The sequence below is a fragment of the Aromatoleum evansii genome (genome assembly GCF_012910805.1).
Taxonomy (GTDB): Bacteria; Pseudomonadota; Gammaproteobacteria; order Burkholderiales; family Rhodocyclaceae; genus Aromatoleum; species Aromatoleum evansii.
This window is the reverse complement of sequence record NZ_WTVK01000068.1, coordinates 1-26,902: the sequence shown is the minus strand read 5'-3', so window position 1 is coordinate 26,902 and position 26,902 is coordinate 1. Positions and strand designations below refer to the sequence as shown.

The 26,902-nt window shown below is 68.9% G+C and carries 29 protein-coding genes; 13 read left to right on the top strand and 16 right to left on the bottom strand.

All coding sequences use genetic code 11. The features are described from left to right. The 3 genes from GO615_RS23820 to GO615_RS23810 all read left to right on the top strand — a co-directional run. Positions 1–815 (top strand): DUF3108 domain-containing protein (locus tag GO615_RS23820; RefSeq protein WP_169132370.1); only part of this gene is annotated, 815 nt, incomplete at its 5' end. 166 nt (positions 816–981) lie between these two features. After that, the gene (locus GO615_RS23815) at positions 982–1,962 is read left to right on the top strand and encodes an alpha/beta hydrolase (RefSeq protein WP_169132369.1); all 981 of its coding nucleotides are present in this window, start codon (positions 982–984) and stop codon (positions 1,960–1,962) included. A 158-nt stretch (positions 1,963–2,120) separates the two neighbouring features. After that, complete coding sequence (locus GO615_RS23810; RefSeq protein WP_169132368.1) at positions 2,121–3,320, top strand: ABC transporter substrate-binding protein; 1,200 nt, start codon at positions 2,121–2,123, stop codon at positions 3,318–3,320. Between the two features lie 11 nt (positions 3,321–3,331). Here the strand turns inward: GO615_RS23810 and GO615_RS23805 are convergent, their stop codons facing one another. The 3 genes from GO615_RS23805 to GO615_RS23795 all read right to left on the bottom strand — a co-directional run bounded on the left by GO615_RS23805 (position 3,332) and on the right by GO615_RS23795 (position 5,315). Beyond that, positions 3,332–3,769, bottom strand: a complete 438-nt coding sequence (locus tag GO615_RS23805) for a PAS domain-containing protein (RefSeq protein WP_169132367.1) — start codon at positions 3,767–3,769, stop codon at positions 3,332–3,334. 214 nt (positions 3,770–3,983) lie between these two features. Beyond that, complete coding sequence (locus GO615_RS23800; protein WP_169132366.1) at positions 3,984–4,727, bottom strand: Mut7-C RNAse domain-containing protein; 744 nt, start codon at positions 4,725–4,727, stop codon at positions 3,984–3,986. Positions 4,728–4,742: 15 nt separating this feature from the next. Further along, entirely contained in the window at positions 4,743–5,315 is a 573-nt protein-coding gene (locus GO615_RS23795; RefSeq protein WP_169132365.1) for a DUF2946 family protein, read from the bottom strand. A 125-nt stretch (positions 5,316–5,440) separates the two neighbouring features. On the opposite strand from GO615_RS23795, the gene cutA reads away from it, so the two are divergent. The 6 genes from cutA (at position 5,441) to nusB (ending at position 10,671) form a co-directional block, all read left to right on the top strand. After that, positions 5,441–5,800, top strand: a complete 360-nt coding sequence (gene cutA, locus GO615_RS23790) for a divalent-cation tolerance protein CutA (RefSeq protein WP_169132364.1) — start codon at positions 5,441–5,443, stop codon at positions 5,798–5,800. Between the two features lie 101 nt (positions 5,801–5,901). After that, complete coding sequence (gene dsbD, locus GO615_RS23785; protein ID WP_169132363.1) at positions 5,902–7,743, top strand: protein-disulfide reductase DsbD; 1,842 nt, start codon at positions 5,902–5,904, stop codon at positions 7,741–7,743. Positions 7,744–7,991: 248 nt separating this feature from the next. Further along, positions 7,992–8,597, top strand: coding sequence for a riboflavin synthase (locus GO615_RS23780; RefSeq protein WP_169132362.1), 606 nt, complete (start codon positions 7,992–7,994; stop codon positions 8,595–8,597). Next, positions 8,594–9,682 carry a bifunctional 3,4-dihydroxy-2-butanone-4-phosphate synthase/GTP cyclohydrolase II gene (ribBA, locus tag GO615_RS23775; RefSeq protein WP_169132361.1) on the top strand — a complete coding sequence of 363 codons (1,089 nt, stop codon included), beginning with the start codon at positions 8,594–8,596 and terminating at the stop codon, positions 9,680–9,682. Before GO615_RS23780 ends, ribBA begins: the two co-directional genes overlap by 4 nt. Positions 9,683–9,757: 75 nt before the next feature. Next, positions 9,758–10,228: a 6,7-dimethyl-8-ribityllumazine synthase gene (ribH, locus tag GO615_RS23770; RefSeq protein ID WP_169132360.1), complete on the top strand. Its 471-nt coding sequence runs from the start codon at positions 9,758–9,760 to the stop codon at positions 10,226–10,228. Continuing rightward, a complete protein-coding gene (nusB, locus tag GO615_RS23765) occupies positions 10,225–10,671 on the top strand; it encodes a transcription antitermination factor NusB (RefSeq protein ID WP_169132359.1) in 447 nt (148 codons plus the stop codon). The genes ribH and nusB overlap by 4 nt, the downstream gene beginning before the upstream one ends. Before the next feature lie 168 nt (positions 10,672–10,839). Here the strand turns inward: nusB and GO615_RS23760 are convergent, their stop codons facing one another. The 3 genes from GO615_RS23760 to GO615_RS23750 all read right to left on the bottom strand — a co-directional run bounded on the left by GO615_RS23760 (position 10,840) and on the right by GO615_RS23750 (position 14,269). Then, positions 10,840–12,333 carry a DEAD/DEAH box helicase gene (locus GO615_RS23760; RefSeq protein WP_169132358.1) on the bottom strand — a complete coding sequence of 498 codons (1,494 nt, stop codon included), beginning with the start codon at positions 12,331–12,333 and terminating at the stop codon, positions 10,840–10,842. A gap of 452 nt (positions 12,334–12,785) precedes the next feature. Further along, positions 12,786–13,064, bottom strand: a complete 279-nt coding sequence (locus GO615_RS23755) for an HU family DNA-binding protein (protein WP_018992615.1) — start codon at positions 13,062–13,064, stop codon at positions 12,786–12,788. Positions 13,065–13,333: 269 nt separating this feature from the next. Next, positions 13,334–14,269: a LysR family transcriptional regulator gene (locus tag GO615_RS23750; RefSeq protein ID WP_169132357.1), complete on the bottom strand. Its 936-nt coding sequence runs from the start codon at positions 14,267–14,269 to the stop codon at positions 13,334–13,336. A 243-nt stretch (positions 14,270–14,512) separates the two neighbouring features. Here GO615_RS23750 and aptA point away from each other — a divergent pair, with 243 nt between their 5' ends. Further along, on the top strand, positions 14,513–15,820 hold the full coding sequence (gene aptA, locus GO615_RS23745) for an omega-aminotransferase AptA (RefSeq protein ID WP_169132356.1): 1,308 nt from the start codon (positions 14,513–14,515) through the stop codon (positions 15,818–15,820). A gap of 20 nt (positions 15,821–15,840) precedes the next feature. Then, entirely contained in the window at positions 15,841–17,358 is a 1,518-nt protein-coding gene (locus GO615_RS23740) for a CoA-acylating methylmalonate-semialdehyde dehydrogenase (RefSeq protein WP_281358749.1), read from the top strand. A gap of 70 nt (positions 17,359–17,428) precedes the next feature. Here the strand turns inward: GO615_RS23740 and GO615_RS23735 are convergent, their stop codons facing one another. After that, the gene (locus GO615_RS23735; protein ID WP_169132355.1) at positions 17,429–17,950 is read right to left on the bottom strand and encodes a cytochrome b/b6 domain-containing protein; all 522 of its coding nucleotides are present in this window, start codon (positions 17,948–17,950) and stop codon (positions 17,429–17,431) included. 23 nt (positions 17,951–17,973) lie between these two features. Next, entirely contained in the window at positions 17,974–18,246 is a 273-nt protein-coding gene (locus GO615_RS23730) for a PepSY domain-containing protein (RefSeq protein ID WP_169132354.1), read from the bottom strand. Positions 18,247–18,478: 232 nt separating this feature from the next. Between GO615_RS23730 and GO615_RS23725 the strand changes: the two genes are divergently transcribed. Then, entirely contained in the window at positions 18,479–18,997 is a 519-nt protein-coding gene (locus tag GO615_RS23725; RefSeq protein ID WP_169132353.1) for an O-acetyl-ADP-ribose deacetylase, read from the top strand. An 11-nt stretch (positions 18,998–19,008) separates the two neighbouring features. Here the strand turns inward: GO615_RS23725 and GO615_RS23720 are convergent, their stop codons facing one another. The 6 genes from GO615_RS23720 to GO615_RS23695 form a co-directional block, all read right to left on the bottom strand. Continuing rightward, positions 19,009–19,206 (bottom strand): hypothetical protein, encoded by a 198-nt coding sequence (locus GO615_RS23720; protein WP_169132352.1) that lies wholly within the window; start codon positions 19,204–19,206, stop codon positions 19,009–19,011. 11 nt (positions 19,207–19,217) lie between these two features. After that, positions 19,218–20,477, bottom strand: coding sequence for a putative Na+/H+ antiporter (locus GO615_RS23715; protein ID WP_169132351.1), 1,260 nt, complete (start codon positions 20,475–20,477; stop codon positions 19,218–19,220). Beyond that, positions 20,474–20,815, bottom strand: coding sequence for a hypothetical protein (locus tag GO615_RS23710; RefSeq protein ID WP_169132350.1), 342 nt, complete (start codon positions 20,813–20,815; stop codon positions 20,474–20,476). The genes GO615_RS23715 and GO615_RS23710 overlap by 4 nt, the downstream gene beginning before the upstream one ends. 106 nt (positions 20,816–20,921) lie before the next feature. Then, positions 20,922–21,539 carry a response regulator transcription factor gene (locus GO615_RS23705; protein WP_169132349.1) on the bottom strand — a complete coding sequence of 206 codons (618 nt, stop codon included), beginning with the start codon at positions 21,537–21,539 and terminating at the stop codon, positions 20,922–20,924. Positions 21,540–21,541: 2 nt separating this feature from the next. Further along, the gene (locus GO615_RS23700; RefSeq protein WP_169132348.1) at positions 21,542–23,146 is read right to left on the bottom strand and encodes a sensor histidine kinase; all 1,605 of its coding nucleotides are present in this window, start codon (positions 23,144–23,146) and stop codon (positions 21,542–21,544) included. 1 nt (position 23,147) lies between these two features. Then, positions 23,148–24,005 carry a LysR family transcriptional regulator gene (locus tag GO615_RS23695; RefSeq protein ID WP_169132347.1) on the bottom strand — a complete coding sequence of 286 codons (858 nt, stop codon included), beginning with the start codon at positions 24,003–24,005 and terminating at the stop codon, positions 23,148–23,150. Positions 24,006–24,106: 101 nt separating this feature from the next. On the opposite strand from GO615_RS23695, the gene GO615_RS23690 reads away from it, so the two are divergent. After that, a complete protein-coding gene (locus GO615_RS23690; RefSeq protein ID WP_169132346.1) occupies positions 24,107–25,021 on the top strand; it encodes a DMT family transporter in 915 nt (304 codons plus the stop codon). A 179-nt stretch (positions 25,022–25,200) separates the two neighbouring features. Here GO615_RS23690 and GO615_RS23685 read toward each other — a convergent pair whose 3' ends face one another. After that, a complete protein-coding gene (locus GO615_RS23685) occupies positions 25,201–26,001 on the bottom strand; it encodes an ABC transporter ATP-binding protein (RefSeq protein ID WP_407281143.1) in 801 nt (266 codons plus the stop codon). 17 nt (positions 26,002–26,018) lie between these two features. Then, a partial coding sequence (locus GO615_RS23680) for an ABC transporter ATP-binding protein (RefSeq protein ID WP_169132345.1) occupies positions 26,019–26,902 on the bottom strand: 884 nt, incomplete at its 5' end.

The following is a 26,902-nucleotide window of genomic DNA, read 5'->3' as shown; positions in this document are numbered from 1 at the left end:
TCCCCGAGCCTGAACCGGCCCCCGAACCGCCTGCCGAAGCGGCCCCCGAAGCCGCTGCGGACGTCGAGACAACGCCCCCCGCCCCATCCGCGGCCGACGAGCAGGCGCTGCCGGCCGAAGCCACGCCGGTCGCCGGCAGCGGCGGCCAGGCCTGGCCGCGGGCCGGCCGCATCACCTACCTGGCACTGATGGGCGAGAAGCAACTCCCCATGGGCAAGGCGACCCACCAGTGGGTAGTCGCCGACGACGGCAGCTACCGCATCTCCGAGCTCGTCGAGCCGACCACCGTCGCCGCGATCCCGTGGTTCCGCCCGGGGCGCAAGCTGCGCGAGAGCACCGGCCGGATCACCGAGGCCGGGCTGCGCCCCGAACGCTTCACCGAACGCGAGGACGGGCGCCCCGGCGAAGTCCTCGCCGAGCTCGACCGCAAGACCGGCGAATTCCGCAGCGCCGGCACCACGGACAGCCTGCCCGACAACGCGCAGGACAGCCTGTCGCTGCTCTACCAGCTCGGCTACCCCGGCGCCGCGGCCGGCGGCTCGCTGCCCGTCACCGCAGGTGGCGCGCTGCGCAGCTTCCAGCTCGAGACGATCGGCGAGGAGACCGTACATCTGCCCTTCGGGCAGGGCTGGCGTGCCCGCCACGTCCGCGCACGCTACGGCAGCGCACGCGAGATGACCGACGTGTGGCTCGCGACCGACCACTTCGGCCTCCCGATCCTGATCCGCACGATCGACCCCAAGGGCGTCGTCTACTATCTCGTCGCGACCGAAGTGATGGTCAGCCGCGAGGCCCTGCCGTCCGCAGCACGCTGACCCGCGACGAGCCTCCCCCTGCGCCACGGCGCACGCGGGGGACGGCCGCGCCGGCTTGCTTTCGCATGATCCTCGCCTACCATCAATGCATGCCGGGCGAGGCTCCGCAGCATGCCTGAAGGGTGACGCCCGCACCGGCACGCCATCCCGACGCGGAGGACATGCCATGCTGTTCATCACCAGCAGAATGCCGACCCACAACACCGAGCCCGAGCTCAACCCGAACTTCGTCTTCGACCTCGGCAACAACGCCTCCAGCCGCGCCTTCTACTGCTGCCGGCGCAAGAAGAAGGACAGCTACGAGGAGATCGGCAGCAAGGCCCTGCTCAGTGCGATCAAGGAGTCGAAGCATCGCCAGGTGCTGCTCTACATCCACGGCTTCTCGAACCTGCCCGAGACGGTGTTCAAGAACGTCGAGGAATTCCAGAGCCTGTGCAACAAGAAGAAGGCCGGCGAAGTGCTGGTCGTGCCGGTGATCTGGCCGTGCGACAACGACCTCGGCATCGTCAAGGATTACTGGGACGACCAGAAGGCCGCCGACCAGAGCGCCTTCGCCCTCGCGCGCATGTTCCAGAAGTTCATGGAATGGCGCGCCTCGACCGAATACAACCCCGAGGACGACCCCTGCCTCAAGCGCATCAACGTGCTGGCGCACTCGATGGGCAACCGCGTGCTGCGCCAGACGCTCGCCAACTGGCGCCGCTACGACCAGCCGCAGGGCCTGCCGCTGCTGTTCCGCAACACCTTCCTGGTCGCCGCCGATGTCGTCAACGAGTCGCTGCACCGCGGCGAACCGGGCGAACTGATCTGCCACGCCTCGCGCAACGTCGTCGTGTATTACGCCTCGGACGACCTCGCGCTGCGCGCGAGCAAGGTCTCCAACCTGCGCAACGCCGAAGCCTCGCGCCGCCTCGGCCACACCGGGCCCGAGGACATGGACCGCACGCCGAAGAACGTCTATGCGATCGACTGCGACGACGTGAACACCCACTACGACCCGCCCAAGGGCCACTCCTACTTCCGCTCCGGCGAGAAGAAGGGCGAACCGGGCGTGGTCTTCGACCACATCTTCAACACCATGCTGAGCGGCCGCGTGTTCCCCAGCGATGAGTTCCGCAAGTCGAGCATCCTGGCCCTGCCGGGATAGACCCGACCCCGCGGCGCAGCCCCTCGCCCCGCGTCGGCCCGGGGCCGCCGTGCCGGGTTCGCGCGCTGACCCCGATCGGGTTGCCAGAACGCTCGCCGGACGGTGACAATGGCCGCACTTCCGACCACGCCCGCAGCGGCGCATTGGCTCCCGTCCCGATGTTTTCCAAGAACCTGGCAGCACTGTTCGCCGCGCTCGCACTGCTCGCAAGCCTCGTTTCCGCCCCCGCGGCCGGACAAACCCCCGTCCTCATCGGCCTCGACGCCGAGTTCGGCCACAAGACCAGCACGTCGGCACAGGCCATCCAGCAGGGTATCGAGATCGCGATCGAGGAAATCAACGCTGCGGGGGGCGTACTGGGCGGGCGCAAACTCGCGCTGGTGACGCGCGACAACCGCGGGCTGCCGGCCGTCGGCGTCGAGAACCTGCGCGAACTCGCCGCCATGCCCGACCTCGTGGGCGTCTTCGGCGGCAAGTTCAGCCCCGTGTTTCTCGAATGGCTGCCGGTCGCGCACGAGCTTGGCGTGCTGCTGCTCGACCCCTGGGGCTCCGCCGATCCCATCACCGAGAATACCTACCGCCCCGGTTACAGCTTCCGCCTGTCGCTCAAGGACGCGTGGGCGGCACCGGCGATGCTGAACTTCGCGCGCAAGGATCGCGGCGCGAGCCGCATCGGCATCCTCCTGCCCAACACCGGCTGGGGACGCAGCAACCGCAACGCCCTCGTCACCGCGGCGACATCGGCCGGCGTCAGCATCGTCGGCGAACACTGGTACAACTGGGGCGACCAGTCGCTGCTGGAACAGTATCGCAGCCTGCGCGCAGCCGGCGCCCAGGTGATCATCCTCGTCGCCAACGAGACCGAAGGCGCGCTGCTGGTGCGCGAGGTGGCCGCACGGCCGCCCGCCGAGCGGCTGCCTATCGTCAGCCACTGGGGCGTCACCGGGGGAGCATTCGCCGAGCTGGCAGGCCCGGCGCTCGACGAGGTCGATTTCGCGGTTGTCCAGACCTTCAGCTTCATCGGCCAGGACACGCCTGCGGCGAGGCGAGTGCTCGCGGCGCTGAAGGCCCGCTACGGCATCGCCGGCGCCGAACAGGTCCGCGCACCGGTGGGGGTGGCCCACGCCTATGACCTGACCCACTTGCTGGCGCGGGCGATCGCGCGCGCGGGGTCGACGGACCGCGCCAAGGTGCGCGATGCGTTGGAAAAGCTCCCCGCCTATTCGGGCCTGGTGCGCCACTACGGGCGGCCATTCACTCCCGAGCGCCACGACGCCCTCGGTCCCGAGCAGGTGTTCATGGCGCGCTACACGGCCCAGGACGTGCTCGTTCCGCTCGCGCGGCCGGCCAGGCGCTGAGCCGCCGGCAGCTATTCGGAAATCGCGCCGGCGACGCCACTCCCCAGCGCCTGCCGCCCGGCACTGACATCCCGGAACGCCGTCACGACACGCTCGAGGCGGCCATCGAAGCTTGGGATGAGGATCGCATCCATGCGCAGGAGGTGCAACTCCCCCCCCAGCAGGCGTCCGACGACGCGCCCGATGACCGGCCTGCCCGCGCATAATGCCTGCACCGCCGGAAGCTGCGACAGCGCGAGGTGTTCGCCGTCGGCATCGAGCAGGGACCACGTGTTGTCCAGTCCCAGCCCGGACAAGCCCCCGACACCGAGCCAGTTGCGCGCGGCATCGTTCGCGTACTCGACGATGCCGTCCGACGAATGCGACAGGATTCCGATATCGAGCCCGGAAAGAAGCTCGCCGTAGCGCACCAGCGTATCGACGCCGGCAGGGAGGTCTGTCAGGAGCATGGGCTTCACCTTCCTTTGCTTCCCCGCGGCCCGACGCAAGGGCATGCCCCTCGCGCGCCGGAATCCGGCACCGTAACGGGCCGGCACACCGCAGGTAGACGCAACTCTATATCGGAGTAAACCGTTCGCGAAACCGGGATATTCCATCGCGGCGGGCATTTTTCCACCGACGTTTGCCATACCACCAGCACGCACGGGGCGCCGATCGCTGCCGTCAGCGCTCGGGCAGCAGACGCCCGAGCAGCGCCTGCATCTTCACCCAGTGCGTCCCCTCCCAGAACACCCGCCGGCACACGTCGCAGGTGCTGAAACGCGTGTGGCGCTCGCGCACACCCTCGGGCAGCAGGTGCGCCACGCTCGCCTTGTCGATCGCATGCAGCGGCGCGTTGCACGCGAGGCACAGCGTGAAGGGCCGGGCGCTGCGGGCGAGATCCAGGCGCGCGAGGATCTCCGCGAACTGCAGCTCCGGCTTCAGCGCATGCACGTAGCAGCCATGCGTGATCGTGCGCCGCTTGAGCAGCTCGCGGTCGCGCGTGAGCACGACGCGCCCGTCGTGGGCCGCGATCGCCTCGATGTCCTCGTCGGCGAAGTTGTTGTCGTACAGCGTGTCGAAGCCCGTCATGCGCAGCAGCCGCGCGAGGCCGCCGAGGTGGGCGTCGGCGACGAAGCGCATGACGCGCAGCGGATGTTCGCGCACGCGCAGCAGCGGCGTGATGTCGAAGGTCTCGAAGCGCGGATAGACCGACACGCGGTCGCCCTCGTCCAGCAGTCGGTCGAAGCCCACCGACTCGCCATTGACCAGCACCAGCTCGACCTCGGTGTGCGGCACCCCCAACGCCTCGATCATGTGCTTGACCGTCGCGGCACGCGCGCACGGCACCGTGACGTCGCGGTAGCGGTTTGCCGGGACGAGGAAATCGTTGAGTTCCTCGTAGAAGCGGAAACTCGCCGACACCATCGCCCGGACTCCGGTTCAGGGCGCGGGCCGCGCGCGGAAACCGAAGCGCTCCGCCACCGCGGCACGTTCGACGGCCTGCAGCGGCAGGTTCCGCCAGCTCACTTGCGATCTCGCCTGCGCCCCCTCCCCCGAACCGCCCGCCATCACCGCGAGCAGCGCCTCGTCGTCGGCCACGCTGCCGTCCGCGAGACGGCATTCGGCCAGGAAGGCCGCGAGGTCGCGGTCGTCGAGCAGGCCGGCGCCGAGATCCGTATCCAGCAGCACATTGCCCTCCTCGTCCAGGCACGCCCGCGCGACGGCTGCGACCCCGGCCCCGGTATGTGTCGTGAGACGACCATCCGGATGCAGGCGCAACACCCAGGGGGTGTATTCCAGCGCCACGTACACCCGCTGCGGCCCGTTGTGCACGAGCCAGTTGCCCGACTCGTCGCGGCCATAGTTCGCGTTGAGGAAGCCCGCCAGCCCCGCGTGCTCGACCGCCTCGCCGCGCAGCCGCCATGTGCCGCGGCGGTCGAGCGACAGCCAGTCGTAGCAGGCGGGAACGTCTGGCCAGCGGGCGAGCGCGGCAGGATCGGGGCGGATGGTCATCGGCGCGGAACTCGCATGAAAGTCCCAGCATAGCGCGCCGCAGCCTCGGGCAGAACCCGGCCGCACATGCGCGAAGCGCCCGAGTCTGGGACAATCCGCCGGTTGCCCATGCGGAGAACCCCGCGATGACCGAAGCGATCGTCGTCCTCACCAACTGCCCCGACGCCGCCTGCGCCGACGCCCTCGCCGCGCTGCTGGTCGAGCGCCGCCTGGCGGCCTGCGTGAACATCCTCGCGCCCTGCCGCTCGGTGTATCGCTGGCAGGACAAGACCGAGACCGCGGCCGAAGTCCCCCTCCTGATCAAGACCACACCCGTGCGCTACGCGGAACTCGAGGCGGCGATCCGCGAGAACCATCCCTACGAACTTCCGGAAATCATCGCGGTCCCTGTCATGCGAGGCCTGCCCGGCTACCTCGACTGGGTCGCCGCGGAGACTGCGCCATTGCCCGACAACGACGACGATGCAGGCTCGACCGCGTCCTGAGCGCGCACGACACAAGTCTTGATCCACATCGAAGGCCGCTCGCCCCACCCAACCTACAATTGCGCCCTACAACCGCGCCACCGCGCAACGCCGACGCCCCCATGCACCGCATCCTGTCCCTGATTGCCCTGCTCGCGAGCCTGCTCGCGCTCTCCGCTCCCGCCAACGCCGCCGGCACCGTCACCGGGACGCCGATGCGCCCGGAGGAAGCCTTCGTGCTCTCCGCACAGGCGCTCGACCCGCAGACGGTCGAGGTCACTGTCAAGATCGCGGGCGACTACTACCTCTACGCCGACAAATTCCGCTTCCGCGCCGATCCCGACACCGTCACCTTCGGCACGCCGCAGCGCCCCGCGGGCAAGGTCACGAAGGACGACTTCTTCGGCCAGGTCGAGACCTACCGCAAGGAAGTGAAGATCCTGCTGCCGGTCAGCGCGCCGGAAGGCACGACGAAGTTCCGCCTGCTCGGCAGCGTGCAGGGCTGCTGGGATGGCGGCATCTGCTACCCGCCCAACGAGCAGACCGCCGACATCGATCTTCTCGCCAAGCCGGTGAAGACCGGCGGCAACTTCCTCGACGGCCTGCTCGGACGCGACGACAAGCCCGCGCAGGCGGCCGCCGCGAGCGGTGGCAGCGGCGTCTCCGACGACGAGAGCGGACGCATCGCCGGCCTGCTGCGCGACGCCAGCGGCCCGCTGGTGCTGCTGAGCTTCTTCGGCTTCGGACTGCTGCTCGCCTTCACCCCCTGCATGTTTCCGATGATCCCCATCCTGTCGGGCATCATCGTCGGCCACGGCCACCACATCTCGCGCGGACGCGCCTTCGTGCTGTCGCTGGTGTACGTGCTGGGCATGGCCATCACCTACGCCGCCGCCGGCGTCGCCGCAGGGCTCTCGGGCACGATGCTGGCCGCCGCGCTGCAGAACGCCTGGGTGCTGGGCGCCTTCGCGCTGGTGTTCGTGCTGTTGTCGCTGTCGATGTTCGGCTTCTACGAGCTGCAGTTGCCGACGGCGCTGCAGAGCCGCCTGTCGTCCACCGCCAGCCACCAGCAGGGCGGCAACCTCGGCGGCGTGGCGGTGATGGGGGTGCTGTCGGCGCTCATCGTCGGCCCCTGCGTCGCCGCCCCGCTTGCCGGCGCGCTGCTCTACATCGCACAGACCGGCAACGCCGCGCTCGGGGGTGCCGCACTCTTTGCGATGGCGCTGGGCATGGGCGCCCCACTCCTCGCCGTCGGCGTCGCCGCGCGCACGGTGCTGCCGCGCGCCGGCGCGTGGATGGAGGGCGTCAAGAAGGCCTTCGGCGTGATGCTGCTGGCCGTCGCCGTATGGCTGCTCACGCCGGTCGTGCCGCCGCTGCTGCCCATGCTCGCGTGGGCCGCATTGCTGGTGTTCTCCGGCATCTTCCTGCATGCGATCGACCCGCTGCCGCCGCACGCCAAGGGTTGGCAGCGCTTCTGGAAGGGCGTCGGCGTCGTGCTGCTGATCGGCGGCGCGGCGATGCTGATCGGCGCACTGGCCGGCTCGCGCGACCCGCTGCAGCCGCTCGCGGTGCTGCGCGCGCAGGCCACGACCGCCAACGCGGCCGAACTGCCGCGCTTCGAGAAGGTCGCCTCGATCGCCGAGCTCGACGCCCGCCTCGCCTCCGCCGACCGTCCGGTGATGCTCGACTTCTATGCCGACTGGTGCGTCTCGTGCAAGGAGATGGAGCGCTTCACCTTCACCGACCCGAACGTCGCCGCGCGCATGGGCCGCATGCTGCTGCTGAAGGCCGACGTCACCGCCAACAACGACGACGACAAGGCCCTGCTCAAGCGCTTCAACCTGTTCGGGCCGCCGGGCACGATCTTCTTCGACCGTGCCGGCAAGGAACGCGACGGCCTGCGCGTCGTCGGCTTCATGAAGGCGGAGGCCTTCGGCGAAGTGCTCGACCGCGCACTGCGGTAACGGTCAGGCCGCAGCCGCGATTCGGCGGCGTTTTCCCTTGTGGGAGCGGCTTCAGCCGCGAAGAGGCGGTGTCGCTGGCTGCACGGCCCATTCGCGGCTGAAGCCGCTCCCACATGCTTGCTCCCGCCGCGACTGCCCGCTGCCACGCCCGAATTCGTGCGATTGCCGCGGATTACGGCGGCGAAGCGACCGCATTTGCTTGCACTTCGCCTACAATTGGCGCTCCACCACTCGCCCGCCCACTAGAAATGTTCTCCGGAATCGTGGCCGCCTGCGGCCGAATCGAACGCATCGATCCCCTGCAGGACGGCGTCCGCCTGACGGTCAACGTCGCCGACCTCGACCTCTCCGACGTGCAGCTCGGCGACAGCATCGCCAATAGCGGCGTATGCCTCACCGTCATCGCGATCGACGGCCCGCGCGTGCAGTTCGACGTGTCGCGCGAGACCCTCAACTGCACGGCTGGGCTCGACCAAGCCGGCAACGAGGTCAATCTCGAGAAGGCGCTGCGCCTCGCGGACCGCCTCGGCGGCCACCTCGTCACCGGCCACGTCGACGGCGTCGGGGAAGTCGTGCGCTTCGTCCCCGTGGGCGAGAGCCACGACCTCGTGATCCGCGCCCCGGCCGCGCTCGCCGGCTACATCGCGCGCAAGGGCTCGATCACGGTGAATGGCGTGAGCCTCACCGTGAACCGCGTCGAAGGCACCGAATTTTCAATCAACCTGATCCCGCACACCGTCGCGGTCACCAATCTCAAGCACCTCGCGGCCGGCAGCCGCGTGAATCTCGAGATCGACCTGATCGCCCGCTACTGCGAACGCCTGCTCGCCTGGCGCGAGGAATCCGCACAATGACCGCACTGTCCCCCATCACCGAAATCGTCGAGGAAATCCGCGCCGGCCGCATGGTCGTGCTGGTCGACGAGGAAGACCGCGAGAACGAGGGCGACCTCGTGCTCGCCGCCGAGCACGTCACCCCCGAGGCGATCAACTTCATGGCGAAGTTCGGCCGCGGCCTGATCTGCCTGACGCTGACCGAAGCGCGCTGCCGCCAGCTCGACCTGCACCTGATGGTGCGCGACAACCGCTCGCCGCACGGCACCGCCTTCACGACCTCGATCGAGGCCGCCGAGGGTGTCACCACCGGCATCTCCGCGCACGACCGCTCGCGCACGGTGGAAGCCGCGGTCGCGCGCAACGCCAAGCCCACCGACATCGTCCAGCCCGGCCACATCTTCCCGCTGATGGCGCAGAACGGCGGCGTGCTGATCCGCGCTGGCCACACCGAAGCCGGCTGCGACCTCGCCGCGCTGGCCGGGCTCGAACCTGCCGCGGTGATCTGCGAGATCCTCAAGGACGACGGCACGATGGCGCGACTGCCCGACCTCGTCGAGTTCGCCAAGGAACACGGCCTCAAGATCGGCGCCATCCGCGACCTGATCCAGTACCGTTCCTCGAACGAGCACCTGATCAAGCGCGTCGCCGAGAAGGACGTCGAGACGCCGCATGGGCGCTTCCGCCTGTTCGCGTTCGAGGACAAGACCACCGGCGAAGTCCATTTCGCGCTGACCAAGGGCGATATCCGCCCGGAACGCGAGACCCTCGTGCGCGTGCATGAACCGATCTCGGTGGTCGACTTCCTCGACTCCGAGAGCGGCCACCACACCTTCCCGGTGAACCTCTCGCTCGCCCGCCTCGCGCAGGCCGAGCAGGGCGTGATCGTGCTGCTGTACCGCCCGCAATCGGGCACCGAGCTGCTCGCCAGCCTGACCGGCGAGGGTTACCAGCCGCCGAAATGGGACGCGCGCCTGTTCGGCGTCGGCGCCCAGATCCTGCGCGACCTCAAGGTCGGCAAGATGCGCCTGCTCTCGAGCCCGCGCAAGATTCCGAGCATGGCCGGCTTCGGCCTGGAGATCACGGGCTTCGTCGATCCGGTCTGAGGTGGTACCCTCGACGTTTTACCGCGCCGGAAGTCCTGCGGATTTCCGGCTTATCCGTTTTTGAAAGAACCGAACATGGCCCGTTACGACAACATCCCCGAATTCGAGCCCGATCTGAACGGCCACGGCCTGCGCATCGGCATCGTCATGAGCCGCTTCAACCAGGACGTGTGCGAAGGCCTGCTGTCGGCCTGCACCGCCGAGCTGCAGCGCCTCGGCGTGGCGCCCGACCTGATCCGCATCGCCACCGTTCCCGGCGCGCTGGAAATCCCGCTCACGCTGCAGGCCATGGCGCGCAGCGGCCGCTACGATGCGCTGATCGCGCTCGGCGCGGTGATCCGCGGCGAGACCTACCACTTCGAGCTGGTGTCGAACGAGATGGGCGCAGGCATCACCCGCATCGGCCTCGACACCGGGCTGCCGATCGCCAACGGCGTGCTCACCACCGAGGACGACGACCAGGCGCTGGCACGGATGCAGGAGAAAGGCAGCGACTGCGCACGCACCGCCGTCGAGATGGCCCGCCTGCTGCGGATGCTCAAATGAGCGGCAAGGCAGCACGGCGCCGCGCGCGCGAATTCGCCCTGCAGGGCATCTACCAGTGGCTGCTGTCGGGCAACTCCGTCCCCGTGATCGAGGACCACGTCGCCCAGGTCACCGGCTTCGACAAGGCCGACCGCGAGCTTTTCGTCAGTCTGCTACGTGGCACGCTGGCCAACGTCGAGGCGCTGCAGGAGGAGTTCATCCCCTTCATCCACCGTTCGGTCGACGAACTCTCGCCGGTCGAGCGTGCGATCCTGCTGCTCGCGACGCAGGAGCTGAAGAACAGCCTCGACACGCCCTACCGCGTCATCATCAACGAGGCGATCGAGCTCGCGAAGAGCTACGGCGGCACCGAAGGCCACCGCTTCGTGAACGGCGTGCTCGACAAGCTCGCGGCGAAGCTGCGCGCGGTCGAGGTGAGCGCCGCGAAGGACGCGAAGTCCTGAAGACGCGGCCGAACGGCTGAGCACCGAACGGGCCTGCGCGGCCCGTTTTTCATTTCATCAGTCCGGCATGCCCGCCTGTCAAGGCAGAAGGCCCGGGCGTGCATCGCTGCACGACCCGGGCCTTCTTCTTCATCGCGCCCCCGCGCGTGCGGGGGCCGACATCATCAATCAGTCGCGGAAAGCCGGGCGCGGACGGCGGGCGCCTTCCGGACGGTCGCCGCCGAAACGGGCGCCGTCGCGCGAGCCTTCGCGGCGGGGCGCGCGGTCATCCCGCGGGAAGGCGCTGCGGTCGCCGAAGCTGCGCGGTTCGCTGCGACCGAAGGCGGGACGCTCCTGCGGGGCGCCGGCGCGCTCGTCACGGCCGAAGCCGCCGCGGTTGCCGTCACGCCCTTCCGACGACCAGCCCTTGCCGGCGCCCGGACGGGAATCACGCGAATCGCGGCTCCACGAGGAACCGCCGGAGGGACGGCCGCCGCCGTAGCCCGGCTTGCCGCCACCCGGGCGACGCGGCGAAGTCGGACGCGCCGTCGGCTCCAGGCCTTCGATGACGTGCACGTCCATGCGCTTGCCGGTGAAGCGTTCGATCGCGCGGATGATGCCCATCTCGCGCGGGCCCGACATCGTGATCGCAATACCGTCGCGGCCGGCGCGGCCGGTGCGGCCGATGCGGTGCACGTAGTCCTCGACCTGGCGCGGCGGGTCGAAGTTGATGACGTGGCTGATGCCGGCGACGTCGATGCCGCGCGCGGCGACGTCGGTCGCGACGAGCACGCCGATGCGGCCCTGGCGCAGCTTGTCCAGCGTGCGGTTGCGCGCGGTCTGGTGCATGTCGCCGTGCAGCGCAGCGGCGGCGAAGCCCTTTTCCTGCAGCGACAGGGAGACTTCCTCCGCGCTCTTCTTGGTCGCGGTGAACACCACGGCCTGCTGCAGCCCGTCCGTTCCCAGCAGGGATTCGAGCAGACGCGTCTTGTGCACGAGGTTGTCGGCCATCATCAGGCGCTGCTCGATGTTGCCGCGGTTCTCGACCGTCGGGGCGATCTCGATGCGCTGCGGGTTGCGCTGCATCTTGCTCGCGAGGTTGCCGACCACGCCGTCCAGCGTCGCCGAGAACAGCAGGGTCTGGCGCGAAGCCGGGGTCGCGGCGACGATGGTTTCGATGTCTTCGACGAAGCCCATGTCGAGCATGCGGTCGGCTTCGTCGAGCACCAGGGTCTCGACATCCGACAGCTTGATCTTGCGGCGCGTGAGGTGGTCGATGAGGCGGCCCGGTGTGGCGACGACGACGTCGACCGGACGCGACAGCTGCTTCACCTGGGCGAAGAAGGGGGCGCCGCCGACGAGGCAGGCGGTGTTGAGCCAGCGCAGGTGGCGGCCGTAGGTCTTCACGGCCTTCTCGACCTGCAGCGCGAGTTCGCGCGTCGGGGTCAGCACGAGGATGCGCGGACCGGCGCCGGGCGCAGGCTTGCGCTCGACGATGCGCGACAGGCTGGGCAGCGTGAAGGCGGCGGTCTTGCCGCTGCCGGTGTGCGACGACACCATCAGGTCGGCACCGGAGAGCGCGGCGGGGATCGCCTTGACCTGCACTTCGGTGGGGACGGTGTAGCCGGTAGTCTCGATGGCCTTGAGCAGCAGTTCGTTGAGACCGAGTTCGTTGAACGTCATGGGTTCTTCCTGTTTTTCCGCGGCAACGGGTGGTCGCAACGGGATCTGGCCCGGTTATCCGGGCCAATGAAAAGGCATCGCACCGTCCACGGGGGACGCGGTGGCGGCAAGCGCGCGATGGGCTTGGGCCGGTCGGATACCATCGAACGTGGGACAAACCACTACGACGGATGCGACCGCGCATCGGCACCAACCGGCATTCGCGATGCCTATCGATCAGGAGAACGAGAGGAGTTCGACGGGAGGGTCGGGGGCGATGGGGCTGTGGATACAGTCCCTCGGCTGGGTCCGCGGAATCCTGTTCCGCGAGTTAAGACCTGAAAATACACCGACTGCTGCATTGCACAACGGACGCAATGGTAGCCGATTTTCCGGCTCCGGGAAAGAAAAAAAGCAAAAAGGCCCGACGCCTGCAGGCGTCGGGCCCCGATCTGGTGCTGCCGAAGGCGGGATCAGTTGCCGTTCACAGCGCCCTTCAGCGTCGCGCCGGCCGAGAACTTCGGCACGCGCGAAGCGGCGATCTTGATCGAAGCGCCGGTCTGCGGGTTGCGGCCGGTACGCTCGGCGCGCTCGGACACCTCGAAGGAGCCGAAGCCCGTGAACGACACTTTCTCGCCGGCGGCCATGCGCTCGGCGATGATGTCGAGCACGGCGGACAGGGCACGGTCGGCCTGCGCACGCGAGACATCCAGACGATCGGCCAGGGCTTCGACGAATTCACCTTTGTTCATGCTTTACCTCGATTGGTGTGTGAGTTGTTCGGTGCTGCACATCTAACGGCCGGATTCTAGCATTGTCGCGGCTTGCGGGGCATTCATCCACGTCAACGATACAAATTCCGAAGCATGTTTCGATGCCATGGACACATTTTCGAATGCCGTGCGACGGGTCGGGAATCAGGGCAAACGCGAATCAGGCGAAACCCGACGGCGGGCCGCCTTGCCTGCAATTGGCGTTTTCACCGGAAAATCGGGCCGAAACTCGCTCCACTGCTGCGATTTCAGCCCCTGGCCATGGCCTCACGGGCATGCAGGGCGACAAGAATCTCCATTAAACGCCGTGCAACTCGCCCCGGAGGGGGCGTGCGTGCGATCGAAACCTGCCATTCGCACGAATAGCGCAGGGTTTCGGACGGAATGCGCACGATTTCACCGCGCGCCTCGAAGGCCTGCGCGTAGTGGTCCGGCAGGAAGCCGACGTAGCGCCCCGAGCGGATCAGCAGCACGCTCGCCTCCTGCTCGAAGGCCCGCGCCGCCGGCTGCAGGCCCAAGCGCCAGAAGCTTTCCATGTTCGGGGAGTGGTAGCCGAGGCCGACGAAGGCGGCGCGACGCAGCTCGTCGTCGGACGGCACGCGCCCGCACGCGACGAGCGAGTGGTGGGGCGCGGCGTAGAGCGGCAGGTGCTCGTCGAAGAGGTGCACCGAGGTGAAGCTGTCGCTCGCTCGATGGAAAGGATGCACCGCAAGGTGGAAACGGCCCTCGAGGAGCCCCTTCTCGATCTCGCTGCTGCCGGCGACGAAGACGTTGAGCGACACCGCCGGCGCCTCGGCGCCGAAGATCGCGATCGCCTCGGCGAGGCGGCATCCGGGATTGGAGACGATCTTGTCGAACATCACGAGGTTGAGCTCGCCGCGCATGCCCGCATGCAGCTCGGCGACCTCGGCGCGGAAGGCCTCGATCTGCGCGAGCAGGCGCCGCGCGGCCTCCAGCACGACCTGCCCTTCCTCGCTGAGCGCGAAACCGCCGCGACCGCGCTCGCACAGGCGCACCCCGAGGCGCAGTTCGAGGTCCTTGAGGTGACGGCTGATGACCGAGCGGCTGATATTCAGACGCAGCTCGGCCGCGGCGAGGCCGCCGGATTCGGCGATCGCGATGAACACGCGCAGCAGGCGCAGGTCGGCTTCGGCGAGGCTGGCAAGGAGGGCACGGGGTTTCATGGGGCAATTGTTTCACTAATGCGCAACTTTACGTACGTCTTCTGTAGTTTTTTGCACTCATTAATCCTCATAAGATCCAGACTAGACAACCCGCCGCAGCACTTTGCGCTTCGGCGGGAGCGGCTTCAGCCGCGAATGGGCCGCGCCATGCAGCACCCGCCGATTCGCGGCTGAAGCCGCTCCCACGTAGACGCCCCGGCAGAACGCCTTCCTGCTGCACCGTGCCATCCATCGGAGCCCCGCATGTCCCACGACCAGGCCTTCTGGCTGCCCTTCACTGCGAACCGCGCGTTCTGGAAATCGCCGCGCATCATCACCGGCGCGCGCGGGCACTACTACACGACCGAAGACGGGAGGCAACTGCTCGACGGTTTCTCGGGGCTGTGGACCTCGGGCCTCGGCCACTGCCATCCGAAGATCGTCGCGGCGGTGCAGGAGCAGGTCGCCACGCTCGACTACGCGATGGGCTTCCAGGTCACCAACGACAAGGCCATCGCCCTGGCGCGCGAGGTCGCGGCGCTGGCGCCGGACGGGATGAACAAGGTGTTCTTCACCAACTCCGGGTCGGAGTCGGCCGACACGGCGCTGAAGATCGCGCTCGCCTACCACCGTGCGCGCGGCGAAGGCCAGCGCACGCGGCTGATCGGGCGCGAACGCGGCTACCACGGCGTGAACTTCGGCGGCCTGTCGGTGGGTGGCATCCCGGGCAACCGCAAGGTGTTCAGCGCGGCGCTGCTGCCCGGCGTCGATCACCTTCGCCACACCTACAGCGTGGCCGACATGGCGTTCTCGAAGGGTCAGCCGGCGTGGGGCGCGGCGCTCGCCGAGGACCTCGAGCGCCTGTGCGCGCTGCATGACGCCTCCAACATCGCCGCCGTGATCGTCGAGCCGGTCGCGGGCTCGACCGGCATCCTCGTGCCGCCGATCGGCTATCTGCAGCGGCTACGCGAGATCTGCGACAAGTACGGCATCCTGCTGATCTTCGACGAGGTGATCACCGCCTTCGGCCGCGTCGGCGCGCCCTTCGCAGCGACGCGCTTCGGCGTGACGCCGGACATCATCACGACCGCGAAGGGGCTCACGAACGGCGTCGTGCCGATGGGCGCGGTGATCGTGCGCGACACGCTCTACGAGGCGCTGATGCAGGGCCCGGAACACGTGGTCGAACTTTTTCACGGCTACACCTACTCCGGCCATCCGCTTGCGGCCGCCGCGGGACTGGCGACTCTCGCCACCTATCGCGAGGAGGACAGCTTCGCGCGTGCGCGCGCCGTGGAACCTGTGTTCGAGGAAATGATCCATTCGCTGCGGGGGGAACCCAAGATCGTCGATATCCGCAACATCGGCCTCATGGGCGGCGTCGAGCTCGCGCCGCGCGAGGGGGCGGTCGGCGCGCGCGGCTTCGAGGTCTTCCTGAAGTGCTTCGAGGCCGGCGTGGTGATCCGCAACGGCGGCGACGTGCTGCAATTCTCGCCCTTCCTCGACTCGACGCCCGACGAGCTGGGCCGCATCTTCGACACCGTACGACAGGCGATCCGCGCCACAGCCTGACATTAATGACCGACCACCCAATGACGAGAGAGACAAACGGCAACATGGAAACCCTCGGACACTACATCGGCGGCGCCCGCGTCGCCGACGACAACCGCGCGCAGCCCGTCTGCAACCCTGCCCTCGGCCATCCCGTGCGCCAGGTCGCAATGGCGTCGAAAGCCACCGTCGAGCAGGCGATCGCGGCGGCCGCGGCCGCCTTCCCCGCATGGCGCAAGACGCCGCCGCTCAAGCGCGCACGCGTGCTGTTCAAGTTCAAGGAGCTGCTCGAGCGCAACGCCGATCGCATCGTCGCGGCGATCGTCGAGGAACACGGCAAGGTGTGGGAGGACGCGCACGGCGAGCTCGCGCGCGGCATCGAGGTGGTCGAATACGCCTGCGGCGCGCCCGAGTTCCTGAAAGGCGAGCACAGCCGCGACGTCGGCCCGGACATCGACTCGTGGTCGGAATTCCCGCCACTGGGCGTGGTCGCCGGCATCACGCCGTTCAACTTCCCGGCGATGGTGCCGATGTGGATGTTCCCGATGGCGATCGCCTGCGGCAACACCTTCGTGCTGAAACCCTCGGAGAAGGATCCGTCGGCGTCGATGCTGCTGGCCGAACTGCTGACCGAGGCGGGTCTGCCGGCGGGCGTGTTCAACGTCGTCAATGGCGACAAGGAGGCCGTCGACACGCTCTTGACCGATCCGCGCGTGCAGGCGGTGAGCTTCGTCGGCTCGACGCCGATCGCCGAGTACATCTACACGACCGGCACCGCGCACGGCAAGCGCGTGCAGGCGCTGGGCGGGGCGAAGAACCACGCGGTGGTGATGCCCGACGCGGACCTCGACAACGCGGTGAACGCGATCATGGGCGCGGCCTACGGTTCCTGCGGCGAGCGCTGCATGGCGATCTCGGTGGCAGTCGCGGTCGGCGACGCGGTGGGCGACGAACTGGTCGCACGCCTGAAACCCAAGGTCGAGGAACTGCGCATCGGCAACGGCAGGCAACACGGGCTGGACATGGGCCCGCTGGTGACCGGGGCGCATCGCGACAAGGTGAAGGGATACATCGACCTCGGCGCCGAGGAAGGGGCGCAGCTCGTCGTCGACGGGCGCACGCTGAAGGTGCCGGGACACGAGAAGGGCTTCTTCCTCGGCGGCACGCTCCTCGACCACGTCGTGCCGTCGATGCGCGTGTATCGCGAGGAGATCTTCGGGCCGGTGCTCGCGGTGGTGCGCGTGAGGAGCCTCGACGAGGCGATCCGCCTCATCGACGCGCACGAGTTCGGCAACGGCACCTGCGTGTTCACCCGCGACGGCGCGGTCGCGCGCCATTTCACCGACACGGTGCAGGTCGGCATGGTCGGCGTGAACGTGCCGCTGCCGGTGCCAGTGGCGTGCCAGAGCTTCGGCGGCTGGAAGCGCTCCCTGTTCGGCGACCTGTATGCGTACGGGCCGGATGCGGTGCGCTTCTACACGCGGCGCAAGACGATGACGCAGCGCTGGGCGGTGGCCGGCATCGAGAAGGCGCAGTTCGCCTTCCCGAGCAACGGCTGAAGCACGGGCAAGGGCAGGCGGCGCCGGAATCGCTCCCGGCGCCGCCCTTTGCCCGCGGCCGCAGGTCCCGTCAGGGACGCTTGTAGCCGGTGATCATCGCGCGCACGAGATTCTCGCGGTGGCGCAGGCTCTCGAACACCGCCGCGGCGACGTGCACCACCAGCGCGAGCAGGGTGGCGTTTACGGCGCCCTCGTGCAGTTCCTCGAGGGCCTCGCTGCCCCAGCCCCAGTCGGTGGTCATCAGCCAGCCGGTCGTGCCGATCAGTGCGACCATCGCCATCAGGAACAGGATCATCACCGCCGCGGCCGGGTTGTGGCCGAGGTGGCGCGGCTCACGCCCGCGCACGAGCTTGCCGACATAGGCGCGCAGCTCGGCCGGACGCGGCACGAAGTCCGCGAAGCGCGCGTGGCGGCTACCGACGAAGCCCCACGCGACGCGGAACGCGAGCAGGCCGAAGGCGACGTAGCCCGCCCAATGGTGCGGCGCCTCGGCGTCCTCCGACGTGAGCCAGGCAATGGCGAACGTCGCCACCAGACCCCAGTGGAACACGCGCACGGGAAGGTCCCACACGCGGATACGTTCGCCATGCATGGCCGTCTCCCGCACGCCGCGCTTCAGCCCTGCTTGGCCTTGACGACGCTGCCGTCGACGGGGTTGAAGTACACCTCGGCCCTCTTGCCCTCCTTATCCTTGCCGTAGATCTCGTAGCAGTTGCCCGACGTGACCTTGAACTTGTCGACGGTGTAGCCGTCGGCGGCGATCTTCTGCTTCATCGCCTCTTCGCTGAGCCAGGACGACTTGGGTGCCTCGGTGCATTGCGGGCCGGCGAAGGCGGCACTGCCAAGGCACAGGGTCGTGGCGGCGAGGACGAGGTGACGGACTTGCATGGGTAAGCTCCTGCGAATTGGAATGGATATGTGTTCAGCACACGCGGCGCATTCTCGCGGCCGGCGCGTGAACATTCCGTGAGGAGCGGCTCAAGATTCCGTGCGGGAGCGTTACAGTTCATTGCAACGCGGTATTCACGATGCATTCGCCCAGATGCGGCTTGCCTGTCGGCGGACCGGCGGACTAGTCTTCCAGCAGGTGCACCGCGCCGTGCCCAGGGAGACCGCCATCATGACCGCCACGCTCCGCGCCCTCCAGGCCGACATCACGACCCTGCCCGTCGACGCCATCGTCAATGCCGCGAATTCCTCGCTGCTGGGCGGGGGCGGCGTCGATGGGGCGATCCACCGCGCGGCGGGCCCCGAACTGCTGAACGAATGCCGCGGGCTGGGCGGCTGTCCGACCGGGGAGGCGAAGCTCACGCACGGCTACCGATTGCCGGCGCGTTTCGTGATCCACACCGTCGGCCCGGTATGGCACGGCGGCACGCGCGGCGAGGCGGCGCTGCTGGCGTCGTGCTACCGGCGCTCGCTCGAAGTCGCGGCGGCGAACGGGGCGGCGACCGTAGCCTTCCCCGGCATCAGTACCGGCGTGTATGCCTACCCCAAGGACGAGGCGGCGCGCATCGCGGTCGCGACGGTGCGCGAGGCGGTCGCGGCGCTGCCGGCGATCGCCGAAGTGGTCTTCTGCTGCTTCTCGGCGGGCGACCTCGCGCTGTACGAGGCGCTGCTCGGGGAGGCGCCCGCCTGAGGCGCGGACGCCTACAGCAGGATCTTCAGCTCGCCGTGGCGGCCGGGCCGGCCTTTCTCGCCGCCGCGGCGCCCTTCCTTGCCGCCGCGCCGCTCGACTGCATCCTTCAGCAGGCTGACGAAGGCGATCACGAAGGGCAGCGCGAGCAGGAAGGCGAAGCTCGCGGGCAGGGCCTCGAACCACTGCAGGATTTCGTCGAACGTGCTCATGGCGGTCTTCCTTACAGGACCTGGAAGGCGACGATTGCGACCAGGGTCGGCGGCAGCGCGGACAGCAGCAGGCCGACCGGATGGATCGCTTCATCGGTGAAATGCCCGCGCAGGATCGCGAAACCCGCCGGGTTGGGCGCGTTGGCGATGATCGTGAGGCCGCCGCCGGTCACTGCGCCGGCGACCAGCGCGTACTTGAATTCCGGCGACAGGCCCTGCACCAGCGAGCCGAGGTAGGTCAGCGCGGCGTTGTCGGTGACGGCGGTGAGTGCGGTCGCGCCGAAATACACGGTCGTCGCATCCATGCCGGTCAGGAGCGGCTGCAGCCACCATTGCTGCTGCCCGCCGAGCACCACCAGGCCGGCGAGGAAGAAGGCGACGAGCAGGCCTTCGCGCAGGATCAGGCGGTCCTGGTAGCGCTTGTAGGCGGTCGTGAAGCCGAGGAAGAACAGCAGCAGGCCCATGAACACGGCCGGGTGGTGGGCGAAGGCGACGACGCCGGCAAGGAACAGCAGGTGGATCACGACGATGGGCATCGGCATGCGCTCGGCGCTCTTCGCGCTGCCGGTGTCGAGCGCGGCGAGTTCCGGGCGGAACACCATGGTCACGACCATGCCGTTGAAGAACACCGCGATGGCCGCCTTCCAGCCGAAGTTCGCGATCATGAACCAGACGTCCCAGCCCCAGGTGCCGGCCACCATCAGCACCGGCGGCGCAGCGAAGGGCGTGAGGGTGCCGCCGATCGAGATATTCACGAACAGCGTGCCGATCGTGGCGTACTTGAGTCGGTTGGAGATGCCGTGGGCGAAGAACTTGTCGCGCAGGATCAGCGCCGCGAGCGTCATCGCCGCCGGCTCGGTGATGAAGGAGCCGAGCAACGGCACGAGGGCCATCGTGATGAAGTAGAAGGCGACGTTCTGGTGCAGCGGCAGGAAGTTCGCCGCCATGCGCACGAGCGCGAGCGCGAAGCGCAGGATCGGACGGCTGCCGGCGATCACCATGATCGCGAACACGAACATCGGCTCGGTGAAGTTGCGGCTGTCGAGATAGGCGATCGCCTCCGTGCGGCCGGCGAGGAAGCCCATCGCGACGATCAGCACCATCGCCCAGAAGCCGAACACGACCTCGACCTCGCCGAGCAGGTGGAACACGCCGGCATGCGCCGGGTGGCGGTGCGCGAGCTGCTCGAAGAACTTGGTCGAAAAGGTGTGGATGATGGCCAGCGCGAACAGGCCGGCCGCCAGGACCTGTACGGTCGTCGCCTCGGTCATTGCCCTTGTGCTCCTCTTTCTTGTAGTCCCCGTGACGGGTGTGTTCTCAGGTAATGCTGCAGCCCGCGCCGCGTGCGCCGGACGAAGAAGGGGCCGGCGAGCACGGCGAGCAGCGGCACGGCAAGGAGGAAGTTGGCGAGGAAGGCCTCGATCCGGTGGGTCAGGCCGTCGAATACCACATAGCGCGTCGCACCCGCGGTGAGCGCGAGGCCGAGCGCGATCGCGGCCAGCTCGAGGCCGTCGAACGGCGTCTCGCGCGCACTGCCCAAGGCAGCGTCGCGCTCGCGCGGCGGAATGCGGTGGAGCTCCGGATAGATCAGGAGCGAGATTTTCGCCATCGGGAAAACTCTCCTTGTTCCGTCAGCTTAGCGACGGCGGGAGCCCCCGAAAATTGGACAGGACGCGTACGCGGATTGGCGTATGCGCCCGCGGCGCGGGCGGGCTTCAGGCCGCGCGGCAGGCGGCGATCAGGGCTGCGAGCGACTCGGCTTCCATCTTCTGCATCACGCGGCCGCGGTGCACCTGCGCAGTGCGATGGCTGATGCCCAGGCGCGCGGCGATCTCGTGGTTCGACAGGCCCTGCACCATCAGGTCGCAGACTTCCCGTTCGCGCTCGGTGAGCGAGGCGAGCCGCCCGCTGACCGTACGTTCCCGGTTCGTCGAGGCCAGCCGCTCGCGTTCGCGGGCAAAGGCCTGCTCGATCGCAGCGAAGAGGTCGGCGTCGTCGAAAGGCTTCTCGAGAAAGTCGATTGCGGCCTGGCGGAAGGCCTGGCGCGCGACGGCGGCATCGCCGTGCGCGCTCATCACGACGAAGGGCAGCGGCATGCCGCGTTCGGCCGCGACGCGCTGCAGGTCGAGGCCGGACAGGCCGGGCATGCGGATGTCGGTGAGCACGCAGCCGGCCCAGCCTTCCCCGCCCTCGCCCGCTGCGTGCAGGAAGGCGTCGGCGCTGTCGAACACGCGCGTAGCGTAGCCGCGCACGCCCAGCAGCAGCGACAGCGAGTCGCGCACCGCGGCATCGTCGTCGATGAGGAACACGCACAGGCGCTGGTCGTTGTCCATGCTCAGTCCTTCAGTCGCGGCAGCGTGAAGTGGATGCGGCCGCCGGGTCCGGGCTCCGCGACCAACTGGCCGCCGTGCGACTCGACGATCGCGCGGCTGATCGGCAGGCCCACGCCCATGCCGTTGGCCTTGTCGCTGCCGAAGGGTTCGAACACCGTCAGCACGCGCTCGGGCGGGATGCCGGGCCCGGTGTCCTCGACCTCCACGCGCAGCCGCTCCTCGTCCGCGCCGACGCGCACGACGATTGTCCCGTCGGGCATCGTCGCGAGCGCATCGACCGCATTTTGCAGCAGATTCCGCAGTACGAGCTCGACCTGCAGGGGGTCGGCCTGCGCCAATATCTGCGCCGCGGGCCGTTCGAGGCGAAATTGGACGCTGCCCGCGTGACGCCGGAAGGACTCCACCATCGCCGCGGCGACCGCGCCGACGTCGACCGGTTCGCGCCCCTCGACGCCCCCCTTGAAGAGGTCGCGCAGGCGGCGGATCACGTCACCTGCGCGACGCGCCTCGGCCGAGATGCGCTCCAGCGTCGCGGGCAGGGCGTCGCGCGCGGCGGGCGAATCGGACTCGAGGATCAGGCTGCAGGCGCGCGCGTAGTTGTTCAGCGCGGTCAGCGGCTGGTTGAGCTCGTGCGTGATCGCCGCGGCCATCTCGCCCGCGGCGGCGAGCTTCAGGGTGCGGCGCAGGTCGTCGGAGATGCGCTGGCGCTCGTCGACCGTCACCGCGACGAAGAAGCCGGTCATCGCCAGAGCGAGCAGCAGCGCCTGCAGTTCGAACACGCTCAGCGAGCTGATGCCCGAGGCCTCCATGCCGATGATGACGCCCACCTGCAGCAGGATCATCGCCGGCGCGGTGCCCGCCATGCCGTGGCGCGCGGCGGTCCACACCAGTGGCAGGAAGAGCACGTAGAAGTAATTGAAGCGCTGCGCAGCGGGCAGCGCGAACACGACCCACAGGCTCGCGAGAATCGCGCCGAACTGCAGCAGCACCTCGGGATTGCGCAGCAGCATCGCCACCTGCGCACGGCGCGAGGCGTCCAGCATCATGAGGATGAGCGGCAGGGACACGACGATGCCCACCGTGTCGCCGATCCAGAAGCGCAGCCACGCCGCACCCATGCCGACCGCGCTGCCATTGAGCAGCGCGACCGCGACGACATATGCCGCGCCGATCAGCAGGCTGCCCCCCGCGACGACGGCGAAGAGCCGCAGCACGTCGCCGCGCTGGCGCAGGGCCACGGCCACGTGCAGCCGCCCCTGCAGCCGTCCCTTCAGCGCCGCAGCGATCGCCGCGTAGCCGAGCGACAGCACCAGCGCGATCAGGAAAGCCGCGGCGGGAGAGGCGACGTCGCGGATCGTCATCTCCGCGACCACCACCGTCACGAGCACGACCCACAGCCAGCGTCCGCCCAGCGTCATCAGGAAGGCGATCGCAAGGCTGGGCTGCGGGTTCCACGGCGTGACCTTGAAGTCCGGCATCGGGTACAGGTAGCTCGCACGGTCGAGCAGCAGGTACGCGATGGCGAAGGCCAGCGCCAGCAGCCACGGGTGGCGCAGCGTGCCGAGCGGCGGCGCGGACGCCGACGCGCCGCCGAAGAGGGTCGCCATCTCAGCCGCGCCCGATCAGCTCGGCCAGCGCGCGCACCGTCGGGCCGGGCGCGCCGCTGCGATGGATCAGCACCGTGCGCGCGAGCGCGAACTCGGGCGGCAGCGCATGGATCGAAACGCTGTCCTCGACCGGCAGCATCGCCAGCAGGCTGCGCGGAACCAGCGCGACGCCCATCCCGGACGCCACGCAGCCGATCATCGCGTGGTAGGAGGACAGCTCGACGACGCGCTCGGGCACGACCTCGCCCGACGCGAGCCAGGCCTGCAGGCGCTGGCGATAGGCGCAGCCGGGTTCGAAGGTGAGCAGCGTGCGGGCGCACAAGTCGCGCGGCGAGGCGATCGGTGGGTGGCCGGCGGGTGCGACGAGCACGAGTTCCTCGTCGAAGGCCGGGACGCTCGCGATGCGCGCGTCCTCGACCGGCCCGCTGACCAGCGCGCATTCGAGCCGGCCGTCGATGACCTCGGCGATCAGCGGCCCGGTCGGTCCCGTGCGCAGCTCCAGCTGCACCTCCGGGTACTGCGCGTGGAAGCGCGCGAGCAGCGCCGGCAGGCGTGCCGCCGCGGTGCTCTCCATCGAGCCGAAGCGCAGGCGCCCGCGCGGCGTGCCGTCGCTGACCGCGGCGCGTGCCTCGTCGGCGAGGGCGAGCAGGCGGTCGGCGTAGTCGAGCAGCACGCGCCCGGACGGCGACACGATCAGGCGCCGGCCCTCGCGGATGAAGAGCTCGACGCCCAGCTTGTCCTCCAGCTGACGGATGCGCGTCGTGACGTTGGACTGCACGCGGTGCAGCTTCTCGGCCGCGCGCGTGATGCCGCCCTCGCGCACGACGGTGCGGAAGATCGTCAGGTCGTCGAGATCCATCGTTCTCTCTCAGGAATGCTTTGAATCACGATTATTCATTTTACGCGAACATTGTCCAGCGATATCGTTGCAGTCGTACCAACAGCACTCGGGAGCACCCCATGAGCACCGGACGGGACCAGACCATCGGCTACCTCGCCGCCGCCGGCACCGTGGCGATCTGGACGGGTTTCATCCTCATCTCGCGCCTCGGCGGCAAGAGCGCGCTGACGGGCCACGACATCCTCGCGCTGCGCCTGGGCGTCGCCGCCCTCCTGCTGCTGCCCTTCGCCGGCAGCCTGCCGCGCGGGTCGTGGCGCGATGCGCGCCTGTGGACGCTGGGGATGATCGGCGGCCTGCTTTATGGCGTGCTGGTGTATGCGGGCTTCAAGCTCGTGCCGGCCGCACACGGCGGCATCCTGCTGCCGGGCATGCAGCCCTTCCTCGTCGCTGCGGTCGCATGGCTGCTGACGCGCCAGCGAATGCCGCGCGAGCGCGCCTTCGGGCTCGCCTTCATCGCGCTGGGGGTCGGCTTCGCCGCGCAGTCCTACATGGCCGGCAGCGCCTGGTCGGCGGCAATGCTCGCGGGCGACGCGCTGATGCTCGCGTCGGCCCTGATGTGGGCCTTCTACAGCGTGCTCGCCAAGCGCTGGGGCTTCCATCCGTGGCTGCTGACGCGCTTCGTGGCCTTCAGCTCGGCGCTGATCTACCTGCCGGTGTACCTGCTGTTGCTGCCCAAGCAGCTCGACGCGGTGCCGATGTCGACGCTGGTGCTGCAGGGCCTGTATCAGGGCGTGGGGGCGACCATCGTCGCGATGCTGCTGTTCCTGAAGGCGGTCGAGAAGCTCGGCGCCGAACGGGTCGGCGCACTGATCGCGCTGGTGCCGGTGCTCGCCGGTGTCGCGGCCGCGCCGCTGCTCGGCGAGGCGCTGACCGGCTGGCTGCTCGCCGGGCTGGTGTGCGTGTCGCTGGGTGCCTTCATTGCGGCGCGGCCGATCGCGCGGCTGATCCCCGCCGCGTGTCCGGCGACACGCTGAGCTTGAATGCACGTACTCCCGTAGGGCGGGAGGAGCGGAGCGTATCCCGCCAGGACGACGTGTGATGCGCCCCGAGGGTTGCATGGCGGCGCAGTTGCCAAATTCGGCCTTCGGTTCCTCCCGCCCTACGGAGCTTCATGCGCTCGCCTCGGGCGCGCGGCACACGAAGCGCCCTGAGCTCAGGTGGACAGCATCGCCTGATGCTTCCCGCCCAGCCCCAGATAGGACTCGATCACGCGCGGATCATCGGCGAGCTGCCTGGCCGGGCCTTCCATCGAGATCTCGCCCGTCTCCAGCACGTAGGCGTAGTCCGCCACCTGCAGCGCGGCGCGCGCGTTCTGCTCGACGAGCAGGATCGACACCCCGCGCCGGCGCAGCTCGCCGATGATGCGGAAGATCTCGCGCACGATCAGGGGTGCCAAGCCGAGGCTCGGTTCGTCGAGCATCAGGAGCTTCGGCTTCGCCATCAGCGCGCGCCCCACCGCCAGCATCTGGCGCTCGCCGCCGGAGAGCGTGCCGGCGAGCTGCGCCTTGCGTTCCTCGAGGCGCGGGAAGAGGTGGTACACCTCCTTCATCGTCTCGGCGTGGTCGCGCTTGCCCATGCGGTAGCGCTGGAAGGCGCCCAGCAGCAGGTTGTCCTCGACGCTCATCTCGGCGAAGAGCTCGCGCTTTTCCGGCACGAGGTTCATGCCGCGCGCGACCATGCGCTCGACCCGCGGCACGTATTCGGCCTCGCCGTCGAAGATGACCTGCCCGCGCGATTCCAGCAGGCCCATGATCGCCGAGAGCATCGTCGTCTTGCCCGCGCCGTTGGGGCCGATCACGGTGACGATCTGGCCTTCGCCGACGCGGATGTTGGCGTTCGACAGGGCCTCGACCTTGCCGTAGGCGACGCACAGGTCGCGCACTTCGAGCACCGCGCGCGGGGTGCCGGGGGCGCTTTTGCCAGCCTCGTCGATCGTCTGCTCGATCACATTCATCTCCACGCTCATGCCGTTCATTCCACACCTCCGAGATAGGCCTCGAGCACCGCGGGGTTCTGCTGCACTTCCTCGGGCAGGCCTTCGGCGATCTTCTGGCCGAACTCCATCACGACCACGCGATCGACGAGCCCCATGACGAAGTCCATGTCGTGCTCGACGAGAAGAATCCCCATGCCTTCGCCCCTGAGCTTCCTGAGGAGCTCTGCGAGCGCCTGCTTCTCCTTGAAGCGCAGGCCCGCGGCCGGCTCGTCGAGCAGCAAGAGGCAGGGATCCGCGGCGAGCGCGCGGGCAATCTCGAGGATGCGCTGCTGGCCCAGCGCGAGGCTGCCGGCGGCGTCGAACATGTGCTCGGCCAGCCCCACGCGCTCGATCTGGCGCGCCGCCTCGTTGAGGAGACGCGCTTCCTCGGCGCGGTCCATGCGCCAGGCGGCGGGGAACACGCCCTTGTCGCCGCGCATGTGGGCGCCGATGGCGACGTTCTCGAGCACGCTCATGGTCGGCAAGAGCTTCACGTGCTGGAAGGTGCGGCTCATGCCCATGCGGGCGATCTCGCGCGAGCCGCGTCCGGCGACGGGCTTGCCGAGGAAGAGCACTTCGCCCGAGGTCGGGGTGTCGACGCCCGAGATCTGGTTGAACATGGTGCTCTTGCCCGCGCCGTTGGGGCCGATCAGGGCGAGGATCTCGCCCGCCTTGACGGTGAGGCTCATGGCGTTGTTGGCCACCAGCCCGCCGAACTTGCGCGTGACCTCCTTCGCTTCGAGGATCACCTCCCCGCGCGCGGGCAGCGGTTTCTTCGGCAGCGGTTCGGCGGCGGCGTCGAGCGTGCGCCGGGTCACCTTCACCGGCACGAGGCGGGCGAAGATCGGCCACAGGCCTTCGCGCGCGCGCTGCAGGATGA